General features: G+C 38.7%; 16 protein-coding genes. 12 read left to right on the top strand and 4 right to left on the bottom strand.

Translation table 11 applies throughout. From position 1 onward, the window contains the following. Positions 1 to 455 precede the first annotated feature (455 nt). Positions 456 to 1,730: a phosphoribosylamine--glycine ligase gene (gene purD / locus PVV64_RS05145; RefSeq protein WP_273760063.1), complete on the bottom strand. Its 1,275-nt coding sequence runs from the start codon at positions 1,728 to 1,730 to the stop codon at positions 456 to 458. Between the two features lie 89 nt (positions 1,731 to 1,819). Between purD and ubiA the strand changes: the two genes are divergently transcribed. Continuing rightward, positions 1,820 to 2,824, top strand: coding sequence for a 4-hydroxybenzoate octaprenyltransferase (gene ubiA, locus PVV64_RS05140; protein WP_273760062.1), 1,005 nt, complete (start codon positions 1,820 to 1,822; stop codon positions 2,822 to 2,824). Positions 2,825 to 3,727: 903 nt separating this feature from the next. Here the strand turns inward: ubiA and pdxH are convergent. Next, a complete protein-coding gene (pdxH, locus tag PVV64_RS05135) occupies positions 3,728 to 4,351 on the bottom strand; it encodes a pyridoxamine 5'-phosphate oxidase (RefSeq protein WP_273760061.1) in 624 nt (207 codons plus the stop codon). A gap of 319 nt (positions 4,352 to 4,670) precedes the next feature. Between pdxH and PVV64_RS05130 the strand changes: the two genes are divergently transcribed. The 8 genes from PVV64_RS05130 (at position 4,671) to PVV64_RS05095 (ending at position 13,301) form a co-directional block, all read left to right on the top strand. After that, a complete protein-coding gene (locus tag PVV64_RS05130) occupies positions 4,671 to 5,573 on the top strand; it encodes a J domain-containing protein (RefSeq protein WP_273760060.1) in 903 nt (300 codons plus the stop codon). A gap of 122 nt (positions 5,574 to 5,695) precedes the next feature. Next, on the top strand, positions 5,696 to 6,514 hold the full coding sequence (gene fabI / locus PVV64_RS05125) for an enoyl-ACP reductase FabI (protein WP_273760059.1): 819 nt from the start codon (positions 5,696 to 5,698) through the stop codon (positions 6,512 to 6,514). Positions 6,515 to 6,663: 149 nt separating this feature from the next. Further along, complete coding sequence (gene aroC / locus PVV64_RS05120; protein WP_273760058.1) at positions 6,664 to 7,764, top strand: chorismate synthase; 1,101 nt, start codon at positions 6,664 to 6,666, stop codon at positions 7,762 to 7,764. A 3-nt stretch (positions 7,765 to 7,767) separates the two neighbouring features. Further along, positions 7,768 to 8,874 carry a 3,4-dihydroxy-2-butanone-4-phosphate synthase gene (ribB, locus tag PVV64_RS05115; RefSeq protein WP_273760057.1) on the top strand — a complete coding sequence of 369 codons (1,107 nt, stop codon included), beginning with the start codon at positions 7,768 to 7,770 and terminating at the stop codon, positions 8,872 to 8,874. A gap of 7 nt (positions 8,875 to 8,881) precedes the next feature. Further along, entirely contained in the window at positions 8,882 to 9,136 is a 255-nt protein-coding gene (locus PVV64_RS05110; RefSeq protein ID WP_273760056.1) for an exodeoxyribonuclease VII small subunit, read from the top strand. A gap of 244 nt (positions 9,137 to 9,380) precedes the next feature. Continuing rightward, positions 9,381 to 11,303 (top strand): 1-deoxy-D-xylulose-5-phosphate synthase, encoded by a 1,923-nt coding sequence (dxs, locus tag PVV64_RS05105; RefSeq protein WP_273760055.1) that lies wholly within the window; start codon positions 9,381 to 9,383, stop codon positions 11,301 to 11,303. A gap of 1 nt (position 11,304) precedes the next feature. After that, positions 11,305 to 12,051, top strand: coding sequence for a TlyA family RNA methyltransferase (locus PVV64_RS05100; protein WP_273760054.1), 747 nt, complete (start codon positions 11,305 to 11,307; stop codon positions 12,049 to 12,051). Next, entirely contained in the window at positions 12,048 to 13,301 is a 1,254-nt protein-coding gene (locus tag PVV64_RS05095; RefSeq protein ID WP_273760053.1) for a class I SAM-dependent RNA methyltransferase, read from the top strand. Before PVV64_RS05100 ends, PVV64_RS05095 begins: the two co-directional genes overlap by 4 nt. 317 nt (positions 13,302 to 13,618) lie before the next feature. On the opposite strand, the gene tldD is transcribed toward PVV64_RS05095, so the two are convergent. Continuing rightward, on the bottom strand, positions 13,619 to 15,043 hold the full coding sequence (gene tldD, locus PVV64_RS05090; protein WP_273760052.1) for a metalloprotease TldD: 1,425 nt from the start codon (positions 15,041 to 15,043) through the stop codon (positions 13,619 to 13,621). 105 nt (positions 15,044 to 15,148) lie between these two features. After that, on the bottom strand, positions 15,149 to 15,688 hold the full coding sequence (locus PVV64_RS05085) for an invasion associated locus B family protein (RefSeq protein ID WP_273760051.1): 540 nt from the start codon (positions 15,686 to 15,688) through the stop codon (positions 15,149 to 15,151). Positions 15,689 to 16,103: 415 nt separating this feature from the next. Here PVV64_RS05085 and cyoE point away from each other — a divergent pair, with 415 nt between their 5' ends. From cyoE to PVV64_RS05070, 3 genes are all read left to right on the top strand, one after another. Then, positions 16,104 to 17,039, top strand: a complete 936-nt coding sequence (cyoE, locus tag PVV64_RS05080) for a heme o synthase (protein WP_273760050.1) — start codon at positions 16,104 to 16,106, stop codon at positions 17,037 to 17,039. A gap of 191 nt (positions 17,040 to 17,230) precedes the next feature. Then, positions 17,231 to 18,286, top strand: coding sequence for a 4-hydroxy-3-methylbut-2-enyl diphosphate reductase (gene ispH / locus PVV64_RS05075; protein WP_273760049.1), 1,056 nt, complete (start codon positions 17,231 to 17,233; stop codon positions 18,284 to 18,286). After that, positions 18,286 to 19,245, top strand: coding sequence for a homoserine kinase (locus PVV64_RS05070; protein WP_273760048.1), 960 nt, complete (start codon positions 18,286 to 18,288; stop codon positions 19,243 to 19,245). The genes ispH and PVV64_RS05070 overlap by 1 nt, the downstream gene beginning before the upstream one ends. Positions 19,246 to 19,249: the final 4 nt, after the last annotated feature.

Here is a 19,249-nt window from a genome sequence, read left to right as displayed (position 1 = left end):
TTTCGCGGTAGATATTTTTGCCATTTTGATGACAAAAATAATGTTTTCTTAAGGACAATTAAGTTATTGTTTTAATGATAATAAAAAACTTATGAACAAATGTAAGCTTTGATTTTGCGATGTGATTAAAGCATGTTGGTAAGTAAAAATAGAAAAATTTCACGGATTTTTTGTGCAAGGCAATGACAAGAGGTAAGATTTATTTTCATACTTTGGTAAATAAATTTTAAAGAAATACAAACACTGAGAATTATATGGTTCCAATCATAATCTCATAAGGTAGATTATTGCTTTACTTATTCCGTGAAGGGCGTGAATTGTTTATTTATAATTTTTATTTTTAAAAATAACTGATATTTTTCTAAAATCACAAGAGGCGTGGAACGGTTAGCAGATTCATGTTACATGTTATCCGCTTGAAGTTATGAAATCATAAAAGGAAAAGTTCAAGGAATTCAGCTTTTTTGCGCAATGGCTCTCCAGCCAATATCGCGGCGGACAAAACCTTCGGGCCAATCAATACAATCGACAGCTTCATAGGCGCGTTTTTGTGCTTGCATAACAGTTTTGCCCGTTGCTGTTATATTTAAAACGCGTCCACCATTAGCAATGAGTTCTCCATTGCACAACAGAGTGCCGGCTTGAAAAACTTTCACATCAGAGAGAGCATTGACCTTGTCAAGATTACGGATAACAGTACCTTTTTGGGGAGATTCTGGATAACCTTTTGCAGCCATAACGACAGTCAAGGCAGTTTTTTGAGACCATTGCAGGGATTTTTGTTCAAGTTTTCCCTGAGCAGCAGCAAAAAGAATTGGCAGAATATCATCTTCAAGACGCATCATTAAAACCTGACATTCAGGATCGCCAAATCGCACATTAAATTCAATAAGTTCAGGTCCTTTTTGTGTTATCATCAATCCGACAAAGAGAATACCTTTAAAGGGAGATCCCATTGCATTCATACTATGTAGAGCCGGTTCAACAATCTCTTTGAGGGTACGATCAATCATTTCTTTGGTCATGATAGGAGCTGGTGAATAAGCGCCCATGCCACCGGTATTTGCTCCAGTATCCCCATCACCCACACGTTTATGGTCTTGTGCTGATCCAAAGGGAAGGGCAATTTTACCATCACAAAGACAAAAGAAGCTTGCTTCTTCACCTTCAAGGAAAGACTCGACAACAACTTTTTTTGCCGCATTGCAGGAGGTACTTTTAAAGCAGGCATCAACAGCATTAAATGCTTCTTCCAGAGTTGTTGCAACGACAACACCTTTACCGGCCGCTAAATCATCATCTTTAACAACAATGGGAACACCTTGTTTCTGAATATAGGCTTTGGCTTTTGCAGAATCATCAAAGCATTGATAGGAGGCTGTAGGAATGTTATTTTGACGGCATAGATCTTTTGTAAAAGCTTTTGAACCTTCCAACTTGGCAGCTTGTTGAGTAGGTCCAAATACACAGATATCAGCCTTATTAAGGGCATCTGTTATACCTGCAACGAGTGGTGCTTCTGGTCCAACAACGACAAGATCAATAGAATGCGTTTTACAAAAGTCAATGACGAGAGAATGGTCATCAATGTTTAAATCAATATTTTCACCATGTTCCATTGTTGCAGGATTTCCAGGAGCACAATATAATTTCGTTAGCAGTGGCGATGCTGCTATTTTCCACGCCAAAGCATGTTCGCGTCCGCCCGAGCCGATAAGAAGGATGTTCATCATTTGCTCCTATCATAGAAGATAATTAAATTGATTCTTGTCATAAGAATGAAATGCCTCTATCGCAAGACTAAAGGTAAGATTATTTGATGAAAAAAAGTAAAAATATTGCACATATTCAATCCTGCGAGAATCAGGGACGAGTGATGGATGCATCTTCCAAACAGTGGGTCTATCGTTTTCTGCCTGCTTCGGTATGGTTTTATGCTCAATTAGCACGTTGGGACCGTCCTATCGGGTGGCAGCTATTGATGTGGCCTTGTTTTTGGTCAACAACGATGGCTTTTCTCTCTTATGAAATGCAGCAATTACCTTTTATATCAATGTTCTTTCATTGGTGTTGGTATCTCTTTCTGTTCTTTTTAGGTTCTGTAGCGATGCGGGGGGCAGGGTGTACTTGGAATGATCTTATCGATCATCAAATTGATTCTCAGGTAGAGAGAACACGTTCTCGTCCATTACCAACAGGCCATGTGAGTCGTTTTCAAGCAAAGCTTTTTATATTGGTGCAATGTTTGGTTGGTTTAGGCATTCTATCACAATTTAATAGATACAGTTTTTTTCTAGGGATTTCGTCATTGGTAGCAGTTGCACTTTACCCTTTTATGAAACGCGTAACATATTGGCCCCAGTTTTTTTTAGGTATTGCATTTAATTGGGGGGCATTAATGGGGTGGGCCGTTGTGTATGGGAGTCTGAGTTGGGCACCAATTTTACTTTATATGGGATCCATCTTATGGACAATAGGATACGATACAATTTACGCGCATCAAGATAAAGAGGATGATGCTACAGTTGGGGTACGTTCTACGGCACTGCTCTTTGGTGAAGGCACCAAGCGTGCTTTGATCTTTTTATATAGTGGTTTTGTGGTTCTCACCAGCTTGGCATTTTATTTGGCAGGAGTCCCTCTTATTAGCTTTTTGGGGATTTTTGTGGCAAGTGTCCACATGTTTGTTCAAATTAAAGTTATTGATATCAATGACAGTTCACAATGTCTCAAGCTTTTCAAATCGAATTCGTTTATTGGTTTTGCGGTTTTCGCTGGTTTAATATGCGGTGGTATATGGATGATACTTTATCCTGCAATTTAAGAATACGAAGCTAAAAATAAAACCATCTGTTATGTAATGCTACCATGAATATGTGTGATAAGATATTGCTTTATCATGCTGACACATTGTCATTCATATTGAATAACAACTTCAAAGACAATCAGTTTCTCTTATCTTAAATCTTTTCACATGAAATCAATGAAAATGATTTTCTTGCATGTTTATAAACCTAGTTCATGTGTAGGTAAAAACAATTAAAGAGAGAAGTAAAAGTGCTTTCTCTGAATACTCTCCAATATAAGAGCTGTCATAAAATTGGGGATGGTAAATGATATGATATTGCCGGCATGTCCTTGTGCAAGCGTAAAGAGAGTATGGCATAATGTTTTTTTACGTTACATTCATGGGCACTGTCGTACAAGAGACTTGAGTGCATTGAGAAATATTTTTTGTAAAAAGCACGTGAATGCCCAACAAAATGGCGTTCTGTTTTAATAAGGGGTATGTCCCCATTCAAAAAAGAGAGAACCAAAAATGTGAAGCAATGATTTCATTGGTTTTTAAATTTCTTGTTATCTAGGATAAACTGAAAACAGATTTAAGTGGGAATATTCGAATTAATTTTTTTCATCTTAAATTAAATTATGCATGACCGCTTATGTCATTGGAGTCGAAAGATACAAGATCATTTTTCTATGCTCCGTTTGAATCTGACAGATGATCTCATTTAAGGTTCGCTGAATACAGCCTTTTCTTTTAAATTAATCTTGATCACGGGAACTTTTTTCAAGTTATACAGTAAGCAAATAATTGTTATCAAACAAATTTTTCCATAGAAGATATTATCTTCCAATTCAAATTAATGCTTTCATTTTCAATTTTGCAAATGGGAGCTTTATAGTTATGAGGACAAAATCCTCATAACTATGCGAATTTGGAAAATTAGGGATAAAGTTTTTGCCTTTGCCAATTATCCTGTTCAACAGAATCGCGTGTAAAGAGCAGGCGGTCATGTAAACGAAACGGGCGATCACGCCAGAATTCGATAGAAAGGGGTTTAACACGAAATCCAGACCAATAAGGTGGGCGCGGGATATTTCCGAGTGCATAACGTGTTGTATATTGGGCAATTGCTTTTTCGAGGACAAAACGGTCTTCTAATGGCCGAGATTGTTTGGAAGCCCATGCACCAATTCGACTACTACGGGGCCGCGATTGAAAATATGCATCTGCTTCTTGAACACTAACTTTTTCAACAATGCCGCGAACTCTGACCTGACGGCGCAGTGACTTCCAATGAAAATTTAAAGATGCTTTCATTGATTTTAAAATTTCTTTCCCCTTTTGGCTTTCATAGTTGGTATAGAAAACAAATCCTTGGGGACTATAATCTTTGAGAAGTACCATACGAACATTAGGTGCCCCCGTTTCATCAACCGTTGCTAAAGCCATCGCATTAGGATCATTGATTTCGTTCACGGTTGCCTCTTTAAGCCACTTTGCAAAAAGTGCAAAAGGTTGTTGCATTTGTATAAAATCGTCATCTGTTTGTACTTTATTGCTCATAATATCTCCGAATATCCGTGAGGATGAGTGAGAACTCTTTAATTTGCTTTATCATAAAAAAATAAAGCGCTGTTTTTTCTTATTTTGAAAAGCCAATGCCGTCATGTATTATTATGGTATTTAAATCATTTTTTTCTTTAGTATAGAATACAGTGAGCTATATTAAATAAAATATCTCTTTTATCTGGTATTTTGGTTTCTTTATAGACATATAAAGGCAGAGAGAAATCATTCTGAGAAAAGATTGATGAGCTATGAGGAATATTGAACAACCTATCAGTTGACATTTTGAATACGGAAAAATTGAAAAGAGGGCAATATGCGTGATCCCTACACAATTCTGGGTGTGGCACGTACCGCAAAACCGCAAGAAATTAAATCAGCATTTAGAAAATTGGCCAAGAAATATCATCCAGACCACAATATGGATGATGCAAAGGCTAAAGAGAAGTTTTCTGAAATTAATCAAGCTTATGAAATTATAGGTGATAAAGACAAAAGGGCACAATTTGACCGCGGTGAAATTGATATGGAGGGAAAACCACTTTATCAAACCTATGGTGCTGGTGAAAATTTTAACAATAATCATAATCCTTTTTCAAGAGGAGCACAAGGTTTTGATTTTACTTCCTCAGGAGGCACAGGATTTGATGCGAGTGATATTTTTCGTGATCTGTTTGGCAGAAGAGAAGGTTTTTCAAATTCTGCACGATATAATCAACCGCAACAAGGGGCGCATGTTCGTGCCAATCTTTCTGTCACATTGGAGCAAATGGTTGGTGCAGAAAAGGTTGAAGCCGTTTTTCCTAATGGAAAAAGATTAAAAATTAAACTTCCAGACTATGTTGAAGATGGTCAAACCATTCGTTTAAAGGGTCAAGGAGAAGAGGTGCTTTATGGGCAAGCAGGAGATGCGCTGATAACCATTCACATTCAAAAACATCCTCGTTTTCGCGTTGAAGGAAGGGCTCTCCATCTTGATTTACCAGTTTCCCTAAAACATGCTGTTCTGGGAGCAAAAGAAGAAGTTGAGACTTTAGAAGGGCGTGTGGTTTTAACGATTCCCGCGTGGTCAAGTTCTGATCGTATTTTGCGGTTGAAAGGAAAAGGGCTTCGTTTAAAAAACGGTACAAGAGATGATCTTTATATACATGTTCGTATTATGTTGCCGGAAGGTGGAGATGCTGGATTAAAACAATTTTTCCAAATGCAAAAAAGTTAACATTTAAGTGATAGAAAAGCATAGTTTTTGTTTGATTTTAAAGCAATTGCTTGAAGAAAAAGTTGACCTATGCCATAGGCAGATAAATAATATTCATTTTAAGTAACAATGGGGCAGTGCTAATGGCTAAGGGTAATGGTTTATTGTGCGGCAAGCGTGGTTTAATTTTGGGATTGGCCAATAATCGCTCTATCGCTTGGGGGATAGCTAAAGCGGCGAGTCATGCAGGGGCAGAGCTCGCTTTTACCTATCAGGGTGAAGCAATGAAAAAGCGTGTTGAGCCTTTATCTGAGGAAGTAAAAGGGTTTGTTTGCGGTCATTGTGATGTCTCTGATAGTGCATCTATTGATGCGGTTTTTAGAGAAATAGAGAAGAAATGGGGCAAGCTCGATTTTTTAGTTCACGCGATTGGTTTTTCTGATAAGGATGAATTAAGCGGTCGTTATATTGATATCAGCGAATCGAATTTTATGATGACCATGAATATTTCTGTTTATTCTTTAACGGCGCTGGCAAAGCGTGCAGAGAAATTAATGTCAGATGGTGGTTCAATTTTAACATTGAGCTATTATGGTGCAGAAAAGGTTGTTCCCAATTATAATGTGATGGGAATTGCAAAAGCAGCTCTTGAAACGAGCGTAAAATATTTGGCAGTAGATTTAGGCCCCCAAAATATTCGTGTTAATGCTATATCTGCTGGACCGATCAAAACCTTAGCTGCTTCTGGCATTGGTGATTTCCGTTATATTTTAAAATGGAATGAATATAATGCTCCTTTGCGTCGGACGGTAACAATTGAAGAAGTAGGTGATTCTGCTCTTTACTTTCTTTCAGATTTGTCTCGTTCTGTTACGGGTGAAGTGCATCATGTGGATTCAGGTTATAATGTTATAGGTATGAAAGCTGTTGATGCACCAGATATTTCTGTCGTTAAAGAGTGAAGTTTTGTTTACAAGGTTATTCTTTGAGAATGGTAGTATGAAAAAAATTAAAATGGCTCATAGTCTTTTTGGAATAAAAAGCTGTTTGTATACACCTCAACATAGATTGTAGTTGCCTATATTTTGACAGAGAAACGGGTCATTTTTGCATGTCGCATAATACATTTGGTCATTTGTTTCGTGTAACAACATGGGGTGAAAGCCATGGAGCTGCTCTTGGTTGTATCATTGATGGTTGTCCTCCAGGAATTGTTTTTACCCTTTCAGACATTCAATCCTATCTTGATAAACGCAGACCCGGACAATCTCGATATACAACACAGCGTAAAGAGTTGGATCAAGTAGAGATACTTTCAGGGGTTATGACCCAAGACGATGGAACCACATTGATCTCAACGGGAACACCGATTTCTTTATTGATTCGAAATACAGATCAACGTTCTCAAGACTATGGTTCCATTGCTCATCAGTATCGTCCTAGTCATGCAGATTATACCTATGATATTAAATATGGCGTTCGTGATTTTCGCGGTGGTGGACGCGCGTCAGCGCGTGAAACAGCAGCACGTGTTGCGGCAGGTGCTATTGCTCGTAAAATTGTTCCTGATTTGCTTATACGGGGCGCTGTGATAGCAATTGGTCCCCACATGATTAATCGTGATCATTGGAACTGGTCAGAGGTTGATAACAATCCTTTCTTTACGCCTGACGCAGAGATGGTACAGGTTTTTAGTGATTATATCCATAAAGTACGCAAAGATGGTTCATCTGTTGGTGCTATTATTGAGATTGTTGCAGAGAATGTTCCGGCAGGTTTAGGAGCACCTATTTATGCAAAACTTGATCAGGATATCGCATCATTCCTCATGTCGATTAATGCAGTGAAGGGTGTGGAAATCGGTGATGGTTTTGCAGCAGCTTGCCTGAGGGGAGAGGAAAATGCAGATGAGATGCGGATGGGAAGTGATGGAAAACCATTTTTTTTATCCAATCACGCAGGTGGTATTTTAGGTGGAATATCGAGTGGACAGCCAATTGTCGCCCGTTTTGCTGTGAAACCTACTCCTTCAATTTTAACTCCTCGTCGTTCGATTGATGTTGATGGTAATGAAATAAACGTTGTAACGAAGGGACGCCATGATCCCTGTGTTGGAATTCGTGCTGTTCCTGTTGGTGAAGCGATGATCGCTTGTGCTATTGCTGATCATTATCTAAGACATCGCGGTCAGGTTGGGTTATTGGGAAGGTGAATGATGGCGTATGACGAAAAAAATATTGTTTCAGCACTTCAAGCTTTTGAGCGTGGTGAAATTGTCGTGGTTACCGATGATGATGACCGTGAAAATGAAGGTGATTTAACGCTTGCTGCTGCCCATTGTACAGAAGAAAAGATGGCGTTTATCATTCGCCATACAACAGGTATTGTTTGTGCTCCCATGCCAAAAGAAGAAGCACAAAGGTTTAATCTTGTTCCTATGGTATCGGATAATGATTCGGCGCATCGTACCCAATTTACCGTTACTGTTGATTTTAAACATGGCATAACAACAGGAATTTCAGCACACGATCGTACATTAGCAGTGCGTAATCTTGCGAATGCAAATGCTGGCGCAGACGATTTTGTTCGTCCTGGGCATATTTTTCCTTTGATTGCGCATCAAGGGGGCGTTCTCATGCGTTCAGGCCACACAGAAGCAGCTGTTGATTTATGTAAATTAGTTGGTTTACCGCCCGTTGGTGTTATTAGTGAATTGGTCAATGATGATGGTAGCGTGAAACATGGAGATGAAATTACAAGATTTGCACAAGCCAATCAATTCCATATCATAACAGTTGCAGATTTGATTGCTTATCGCCAACGTAAGGAAATATTGATTCAGCATGTTGGAGAAATGTCTATTGAAACATCAGCAGGCCCAGCTGTCGTTCAAAGCTATAAACTTCCTTGGGAATCCGTTCAACATATTGCAATTATTTTTGGGGATATCCGTAACGGTGAGGATATTCCGGTCTATTTGCATCGTGAAAATATTTTGAAAGATGTTTTTGGTCAATCTTCAGATATTACAGTTATCATGCAGCGCATGATGCAAAAAGAAAAGTGTGGTGTATTTGTTTATTTGCGTGAAGGATCTGTTGGTGTACAATCAGCTGTTAGCAGTCAGGAACGAGCAATCAAGGGGTTGGAAAAACATGTGCAAGCGATTGAACGCGAAGAAGAATGGCGCAGGATTGGTTTAGGATCACAAATTCTAAAATATTTAGGGATGAGTTCTGTTATTCTTTATGCATCTAAAGAGCATCATTATGTAGGTTTGGAAGGTTTTGGAATTCGTATATCCAGAACAGATATCTTGTGAGGATTACATGAAACAAGAGATAAAAAAGGGGGATATTACAGCGTTAAGTTTTGAAGAAGCACTTAAGCAACTTGAAGTGATTGTCGAGAATTTAGAACGTGGTGACGTTCCTTTAGAACAATCAATTGATATTTATGAGCGTGGTGAAGCTCTTAAAAAACATTGCGAGAAGCTCTTAAAAGTCGCTGAAGCTAAAGTTGAAAAAATTCAGCTTTCCGAGGGAGGTATTCCAGAGGGCGTAGAACCCCTTGATCCTGAATAATTGGGTCATTTAGGGAATATTTATTACAGGGTAAGAGATGCAGTAATGAAGTTTAAGAGAGCGTATTTTATCGGTTTTTTTTATGAAAGAAGTGAATAAATAAGAAAAATCATCAATCATCACCAATAGAGCATGTTTTCTCGTAAAAATATGTAAAATTACGAATAGAAAAAGAGAAACGGTATACTCTTACCATGACACTCTTTTTATGAGATAATATTAAGAGAATATTAAGGAGTTTTTTTTGTCTCGAGTATTGACGCCATTACTTGACCGTATTTGTTTACCACATGATTTGCGGGCGTTGCCTGAGTCTGATTTGGTAGGGTTAGCTGATGAGTTGCGGAGGGAAACAATTGATGCGGTTTCTGTGACTGGTGGACATCTTGGTGCGGGACTTGGTGTTGTTGAGCTTACTGTTGCATTACATTATGTTTTTAATACGCCTGAGGATAGAATTATTTGGGATGTTGGTCATCAAGCCTACCCGCATAAAATTTTAACAGGGCGTAGAGAGAAAATTCGCACATTGCGTCAAGAAGGTGGATTATCAGGTTTTACCAAGCGTTCAGAAAGTGTGTATGATCCATTTGGTGCAGGGCATTCTTCTACTTCTATTTCAGCTGGCCTTGGTATGGCAGTCGCAAGTGCTTTGAAAGCAGAAGAAAGGCGGAACGTCATTGCTGTTATTGGTGATGGTGCTATGTCTGCTGGTATGGCTTATGAGGCGATGAATAATGCAGGTGCTTTAGATGCGCGTTTGATTGTTATTTTGAATGATAATGATATGTCTATTGCACCGCCTACGGGTGCTATGAGTGCGCATCTTGCTAAGTTGGTTTCCCGTCCCGCTTACCGTAGTTTGCGCGAACGGATAAAAATACTAGGTGAAAAATTGCCTAAGTTCTTTTTAGATAAAGCGCGTCTTTCAGAGGAGTTTGCACGTGGCTTTTTGGTTGGAGGAACCTTATTTGAAGAGCTTGGTTTTTATTATGTTGGACCAATAGATGGCCATAATTTAAAGCATTTATTGCCTGTTTTAAAAAATGTTCGCCAATATCCTCATGGTCCTGTATTGTTGCATGTTGTGACACATAAGGGTAAGGGATATCCTCCTGCTGAAGCGTCATCTGATAAATATCATGGTGTTAACCGTTTTGATATTATAACAGGTAAACAGGTTAAACCGCCAAGCAATGCTCTTTCCTATACGAAAGTATTTTCTAAGGCTTTAATAGAAGAAGCTACACATGATGATAAGATCGTGGGTATAACCGCAGCAATGCCAGCGGGGACAGGTCTTGATGCTTTTGCTGAAAAATTTCCTAAAAGAATGTTTGATGTTGGTATTGCTGAGCAGCATGCCGTAACTTTTGCTGCGGGCATTGCTTGTGAAGGATATAAACCTTTTGTTGCGATTTATTCCACTTTTTTACAGCGCGCTTACGATCAGATTATCCATGATGTATCGATTCAAAAATTACCGGTGCGTTTTGCCATTGATCGAGCAGGCTTTGTAGGGGCAGATGGTGCAACACACGCTGGTAGTTTTGATATTGTATTTTTGGCCACTCTTCCTGAATTTGTTGTTATGGCGCCTTCTGATGAAGTGGAATTGATGCATATGGTGCGTACTGCTGCGGCTTACGATCAGGGTCCTATTTCTTTTCGTTATCCGCGTGGTGAAGGTGTTGGTATGGATTTACCACAGCGCGGTGCAATATTAGAGATCGGAAAAGGGCGTGTTCTGCGTGAAGGAAACAGGATAGCCTTGATTTGTTTTGGAACGCGGATGTCAGAAGTATTGGTCGCTGCTGATATGTTGTCCGCTGAGGGATTATCTACAACGGTAGCAGATGCGCGGTTTGCGAAACCCTTGGATAAGGATTTGATGCGCTGTTTGGCTCGTGAGCATGAAGTCTTAGTGACAATTGAAGAGGGTGCGATGGGTGGATTTGGAGCGCATTTATTACAATTTTTAGCGCAAGAAGGGCTCTTAGAACACGGTTTGAAAGTTCGTACATTAAAACTTCCTGATGAATATTTAAATCACGGTTCACCTGAGAAAGTTCTTTCGCGTATAGGGCTTGATGCAGTTGGTACCATCAACACGGTTTTTGCTGCTTTGGGACGCAAAATTCGGACAGTACAGAAAATTCGAGTATGAGATGACTGCCGGAAAAAGGCTTGATATTCTTTTAGTTGAAAAAAACTTTTTTAAAACGCGTTCAAGGGCACGTGATGCCATTGTACGTCAAACTGTTAAGGTTAATGGTGAGATCATTGTCAAAGCTGGACAAATCATTTTCGATGATGCAGAAATTATCGTTTGTGATCCAGCACAAAATTATGTTTCACGTGCAGCATTAAAATTAATCAGTGCACTTGATGCTTTTCCAATTGTCACAAATAAGGTCACGGCCCTTGATATTGGTGCTTCAACAGGTGGTTTTACACAAGTTCTCTTAGAACGTGGAGCCGCACATGTGATTGCTGTTGATGTTGGTCATCATCAATTGGATGCATGTTTATCGAACAACAGTGCGATAACCTTATTAGAAGGCTTAAATGTGAGAGATTTAAAACAGGAGCACTTGAACGGACGAAAAATTGATCTCATTGTTGCAGATGTTAGCTTTATTTCTCTCACACTTGCATTACCTCGTGCTTTGTCTTTAGCCTCAAAAGGCGCACAAGCCGTTTTATTGGTAAAACCTCAATTTGAAGTGGGACGTGATTATCTTGGGAAGGGCGGGGTATTGAAAGATCCATCAATGGCTCAAAAAACTGCTGAAAGACTTTTTGATTGGCTTAATACTCAAAAAGGCTGGAGTGCAAAAGGTTTGCTTCTCTCCCCTATTGCGGGGGGTGATGGTAATTTGGAATATTTGTTATTCGGAGAAAAACAACAGTGAATAACAATGTCATAATTGATCATATGGCAGCGAATGGTCATGGTGTTACAAAAACATTGAATGGCTTTGTTTATGTTCCTTTTACTTTACCAAAAGAGTCTGTCGAAATCGCCGTTCATGGCAAATACGCGACACTCATAGCATTAAAAGAAAAATCACCAGAGCGTATTGATGCTCTTTGCCGGCATTTTGGAGAATGTGGAGGCTGTGCGCTTCAACATTGGCATGCTGATGCTTATCACATATGGAAGCGACAACTGGTTGTGGATGCATTAAAAGAATATGGACTTGATGTTGTTGTTTCGCCTCTAATCGAATGTAAGCCTTATAGCCGGCGGCGTATTACCCTAACAGCTTCTATGACATCACAAGGTTATAGGATCGGTTTTAATCGTCATCTTTCTCATGAGATTGTAGCTGTTGAGGAATGTCCAGTAAGCTGTTTAGAGATTATATCTAAGCTAGACGATATCAGGAAGCTCTGTACTCTTCTAAGCAGCGATGCTAAACGATTCCATATTACCATAACACAGATTACAAATGGTTTAGATGTTGCTTTAAGCGGTTGTATTATACGCCATGAGTCAGTTCGTCAGAAAATGGTTTATACAGCTCTATCATGTGGAATTACACGTTTATCCGTTGAAGGAGAAGTTTTGGTTGAACAAGAAAAACCATTGGTTTACTTTGGAAATGTCTGTGTTGAATTTCCTGCTGGTGGTTTTCTTCAAGCAACCTCTGAAGCAGAAAATATCATGGGCAATATTATTTTAAATCATTTTAAAAAAGCAAAGAATGCTCTTGATCTATTTTCAGGGATAGGAACATTTACCTTACCTATGGCCAAAAAGATGAATGTTCATGCGGTAGAAAATAATGAGACAGCATTAGCAAATTTAGCTTCGGCAGCACGTTTGGCGTCCGGCTTAAAAACAGTAACTTGTGAAAGGCGCGATCTTTTCCGCCGTCCACTTTCTGTAAAAGAACTTGAGTGTTTTGACGCTGTTGTTTTCGATCCTCCACGTGCTGGTGCATGGGAACAAGTAGGTGAATTAGCGAAGACAACAATCCCTCATGTTGTGGCTATTTCATGCAATCCTGTGACCTTTGCTCGTGATTTATCTCTCCTTGTTGCAGGGGGGTATACGGTAGAACAAGTCATACCAATTGATCAATTTTTATGGTCACCACATGTTGAAATTGTTGCTCTTTTAAGCAAGCGCAAAGCAAAGACTGGCTGGAAACTTTAACCTCAATGAAAAAGCTCTCTTAAATTTCGTTTAAGATTTTAAAAAACCAAATTGCTTTTGTTTTTTATAAAATAACTTATAAATTAGTTTACAATAATAGTGCGTTTCTTTTCAGATTGAATGAGAACACCGAATACAATAGAATTTTTGTTTGTTTCATTTTGTGATGAAACATAAAAAAGCATTTTTTGCTTTTCATAAGAGGAAGTAACGTATAAATAAAAACTGTTTGAGAAAAGATGAATATATCTCTTCTCTAAATCTCCCTAATGTAAAAGAAAGAGACAACACTTTGAGATGATAATGCTGCTGCAAGCTTATGACGTCATAAGTGCTGTTCCACCAATTGTCATATTATTCATTCGCAAATGAGGTTGTCCGACACCAACAGGAACATTTTGTCCAGCTTTCCCACACATACCGATACCATTATCAAGCTTGCTATCATTGCCAATCATTGTGATACGTTTCATAGCATCTGGTCCGTTTCCGATAAGGGTTGCACCTTTAATGGGAGCGACAATTTTGCCATTTTCGACTCTGTAAGCTTCGGTACATTCAAAAACAAATTTTCCAGAAGTAATATCAACTTGTCCTCCGCCAAACGAAACAGCATAAATACCACTTTTGAGAGAGGAGAGAATCTCTTCGGGTGTTTTATCGCCTCCTAGCATGATCGTATTGGTCATTCTAGGTATGGGTGCATGTGCATAGGATTCACGTCTCCCATTTCCCGTTGGTCTCACCCCCATAAGTCGGGCATTCAGCCTATCTTGCATAAAACCAATGAGTCGTCCATCTTCAATCAGGACGTTATATCCTGATGGGGTTCCTTCATCATCAATGGTAAGTGAACCACGACATTGGGGAATTGTACCATCATCAACAACTGTAACACCCTTTGCGGCAACTTGTTGACCCAAAAGTTCAGAAAAAGCAGAGGTTTTTTTACGGTTAAAATCCCCTTCCAAACCATGGCCTACGGCTTCATGAAGCATAACGCCTGGCCATCCATTAGCCAGCACAACATCAAATGTTCCTGCTGGTGCTGCTTCTGCTTCTAAGTTGATGAGAGCCATACGCAAAGCTTCATCAGCAGCTTTTTTCCAATTTTCTTCACGAATAAATTGGCTAAATGCTTGTCGTCCACCACACCCATAAAAACCATTTTCTCGCCGACGACCTTCAGCAGCAACCACAGATATAGAAAGACGTACAAGAGGACGCACATCACGAACCAGATACCCATCCGCCCGTAAAATTTCAACATGCTGTAGTGAACCAGAAAGAGAAACGGTCACTTGATGCAATTTATCATTTTTAGCTCGTAAATAGGCATCAATTTTTTGCAAAAGTGCACTTTTTTCTTCAAATGATGGGGTATCAAGGGGATTATGTGGCTGATAAAGTTTTTTATTGGTTTTTTGCGGTGCAACACTATAAGGTCCTGCATGATTATGATAGGTGACAGCTTTTGCTGCTTCACTAGCACGTTTAAGTGCAGCAGCGGATAATTCACTAGAATGCGCATATCCAGTCGATTCTCCAGCAACCACACGCAGACCAAAACCCATATCTTGATGAAAGGAGCCATTTTTAAGCTGTCCATTATCAAATAAAAGAGTTTCGCTTTCTGTATATTCTAAGTAAAGCTCACCATCATCAGCATGATGAAGCGTTTCTTGTACAAGTGATTGCACTTGAGATGCAGCAATATCAAAATGATCGATAAGCGATTTCATAAGATTATCCTATTTTCAGAGGTAATGAGAAGGTTTCCATTTATTTTATTTAAAAAGCAGTAAAGTGCATTATAAAGTTTTAATTATTGATGTGCACAGTTTCTATTATGTTGGTAAAGCTGCATAGGCGTCACTCAGACCATTGAGATCAACGAGTCCTCCAATCGCTTGTTCAGGAGTTGTAAAAATAAAATAGGTTGCTGTTTTACCTTTAAAAAAGCGCTGTAGGATCTCTTCTTTGAGAACAGCTTCAGCAACACAATTATCACCAAGACAGCGACGATATTCTAATCTTCCCATATTTTTATCGTCAATTTTAAGTCCAACACCAGGGCGCAACTCAACACGGCTTGGCACAAAAACACGCATCAGAGTTCCTTGATTTTTAGGGAGTTTGTAAAAGGTAACACGGAGTGTAATGTCTTGACGATTTTGTGTGTGTATATTTTGTACAACTTCACATTGCATATTAGGTGTGCCAGGTGGCAAAGAACAAACTTTTGTCCATGCACCATAGGTTTGTGGGGCAGGGACATTTTGTACATGAAATGTTTGTGCAGTAGCATGATTGTGAGAAACACCATAAAGTGTGCAAATAACAGCACTAACAAAGAATTTTTTTTTTAGTAATTTTAAAAGTACCACAGAAAACCCTAACTCCCTCACCACTATAGCCTTATTGTACAGCTCTGTATAAAAATAAATTCTCAAACCGCAATCATAGCATTATAACACAAAACCATTATATACGAAAACATATTAATCTATATATACGAAATAAAGGCAAAAATAAAAAAAGCAGCATATCACAGAAGGGTGGGTGTTTAGCCTTGCTTTATGATATTTGGTATGGTGTACTTTTTATGATACATTTGTAGTGTAAAAATAATATATGTTGAAAAATGTATTTTTTGCAAATATTTCCATCTATTTTTAGAGGATGCAGGTAGGAGAAACATCCTAATATGTTCTCTAAAACGCTGTGGTATTAATGAGTCATTCCCATATGCCAGACGTATTTGTTTGTGGATGACAGAAATGAAAAAGGTCTTTGAGTGGAATGTCTGTTTCAAGAGAATTATCGGCTGCAGCTGATAAATCAATGCTGCCAAAATCCAGTATAGGTGATTATATCACGTTATTAAAACCACGGGTTATGTCGCTTGTTGTCTTTACAGCTTTGGTTGGACTGGTAGTGTCACCTGTTTCGATACATCCATTTTATAGTTTTTTAGCAATTTTTTGTATTGCTGTAGGTGGTGGTAGTGCAGGGGCACTGAATATGTGGTATGATGCTGACATTGATGCAGTGATGGAACGTACCAAAAATCGTCCCATTCCTATGGGTAAAATCACCCCCAAGAGAGCGTTTATTTTTGGCATGATTCTTTCTATGCTTTCTGTATTGATAATGGGAATCTTTATTAATTGGTTTGCAGCATTTTTTCTTGCTTTTACAATTTTCTTTTATGTTGTCATCTATACGATTTGGCTAAAGCGTATAACGCCACAAAATATTGTTATTGGTGGTGCCTCTGGAGCTTTTCCGCCAATGATTGGATGGGCTGCGACAACAGGGACTGTGAGTCTTAACAGTTTCTTGTTATTTTTAATCATTTTTATGTGGACACCGCCACACTTCTGGTCTCTTTCTCTCTTTTCATCTCTTGATTATGAGGCAGCCGGCATTCCTATGATGCCTAATGTACGAGGTGTGTATTCAACAAAAAAACAGATCTTATTTTATACTATTCTTATGGCAATATCTGCAGTCGGACCTTACATCACTGGTCTTGCGGGAATTTTTTATGGTATTTTTTCGACAGTTTTAAGTATTATCTTTATTTATTTTGCTTATCGTTTATGGAAATCTGATACGTATGACGCAACCATTGTAATGGCAAAAAAAGTGTTTTTCTTTTCGTTATTTTATTTGGCTGCTCTCTTTGGAATTCTTTTGATTGAATCTCTTGTATGGCGCTTTATTGCCTTTTAGTACAGCGGAATGAAAGTGCAAACTTAAAAGAGATTCGTTTTAAAATTAATGCTATGAGAATAGGCTATAGGGTACACGTCATTAGAGAAGAGGGCAGTATTATCAATTTTCCTCTTTATCTGGTTTGTATAAGTATATAAAGGGGGACTATTCAAACATAGGGTCAAAGTGAGAGATATTAAGGATAGTTTATGTCTATACTTCCTCCTTTAACGATGCGTCTTTGCGCTCCTCGTGGTTTTTGTGCGGGAGTTGATCGTGCCATTCAGATTGTTCTTCTTGCATTAAAAAAATATGGTGCGCCAGTCTATGTCCGTCATGAAATTGTACACAACCGCTATGTGGTTGAAGGATTACAGCAACGCGGGGCGGTTTTTGTTGAAGAACTTGATGAGATTCCAGAACAACACCGCCGTCAACCTGTTGTATTTTCTGCTCATGGTGTACCAAAATCTGTACTAGAAGAGGCACGTCGCTATAATTTATTTTATCTTGATGCAACATGTCCGTTGGTTTCTAAAGTTCATAAACAAGCAATGCGGCATCAACGTCATGGCAGGCATGTTATATTGATTGGCCATTCCGGTCATCCTGAGGTGATCGGAACAATGGGACAGTTGGAAAAAGGAGCTGTGACATTAATTGAAACAATTGAAGATGCTTTACATTATCAGCCAGACGATCCCGATAAATTAGGGTTTGTCACGCAAACAACGCTTTCTGTTGAAGATACAGCAGAGGTTCTTGATGTACTACAGAGACGTTTTCCTACATTAGAAGCTCCAGCAGCCGAATCAATTTGTTATGCAACGACGAATCGACAAGAAGCTGTGAAAGCAGCAGCAATGGGAAGTGATTTATTTTTGATTGTTGGAGCACCAAATTCTTCTAATTCACGACGTTTAGTGGAAGTCGCTGAGAGATTTGGTGCGCGGCAATCTGTTTTAGTCCAGCGTGCGGATGAAATTGATTTTGATCGCCTTAGAGCTCTTTCTGTTGTGAGTCTTTCAGCTGGAGCTTCTGCTCCTGAAATTATTATTGATGAAATCATTTCCGCTTTTCGAGAGTGTTATAATGTTACAATAGAATTGGCAGAAACAGCCGTAGAAACAGAAACATTTTTGGTGAGTCGCGATTTACGTGATATCACTTTAACACCTCAAGATATGGCGTTTGTTAATGGTCGAGTTGAGACACTGAAAAATGAAAATCAGGATACACCTATGCCTGTAGTGAAAGTAAAATAATGGCGGTTCATACAGACGTTCAACAAGATGATTTGAAGTTTTTTTTGACGCAATATTCGATAGGTTCGCTTGTATCCTATCACGGTATAGAGGAGGGGATCGAAAATTCTAATTTTATGCTCTATACAACAGAAGGTAGGTTCATTCTAACACTTTATGAAAAACGTATTTCAAAGGGTGATTTACCTTTTTTTTGCAGTCTTATGCAGCATTTAAATCAGCGTGGCATTCCTTGTCCTCAACCAGTTATGCAAACTGACGGGACAGCAATTGGTGAATTAGCAGGACGCCCTGCTGCTATTATTACTTTTCTGGAAGGAATGTGGACTCGCCAACCTACTGTATTTCATTGTGGTGAAGTAGGAACTGGTTTAGCAAAATTGCATTTAGCAGGGCAGGATTTTACGCGCACTCGTAAAAATACTCTTTCTATTATGGATTGGAGATTATTATGGGAACATTGCCAAACAAGCCAAGATGCGTTGTTAAGAGAGTTTGAACAAAAAATTAATATGGAATTGTTTTTTTTACAAGAAAATTGGCCATCAAATTTACCAACCGGCATTATTCATGCTGATTTATTTAATGATAACGTATTTTTTTTGAATCATCGTCTTTCTGGCATTATAGATTTCTATTTTGCTTGTAATGATTTTTTTGCTTATGATTTAGCAATCTGCTTAAATGCTTGGTGTTTTGAACAAAACTATTCCTATAATATTACCAAAGCACAGAGGTTATTAGAAAATTATCAAAAAATAAGACCATTGCTCTCTTTAGAATTGAATGCAATGATTCTGTTGGCACGTGGTGCATCTTTACGTTTTTTACTCACGCGCCTTTATGATTGGTTTAATACACCGCCAGAGAGCCTTGTCATTAAGAAAGATCCACGGGAATATTGGCACAAGCTTTGTTTTTTCAGTCGTGTAGGTTCATTGAATGAATTAGGTTTTTGAATTC

It is taken from the genome of Bartonella sp. ML70XJBT.G (genome assembly GCF_028618575.1).
Classification (GTDB): Bacteria; Pseudomonadota; Alphaproteobacteria; order Rhizobiales; family Rhizobiaceae; genus Bartonella.
This window is presented reverse-complemented; position numbering and strand designations above follow the sequence as displayed.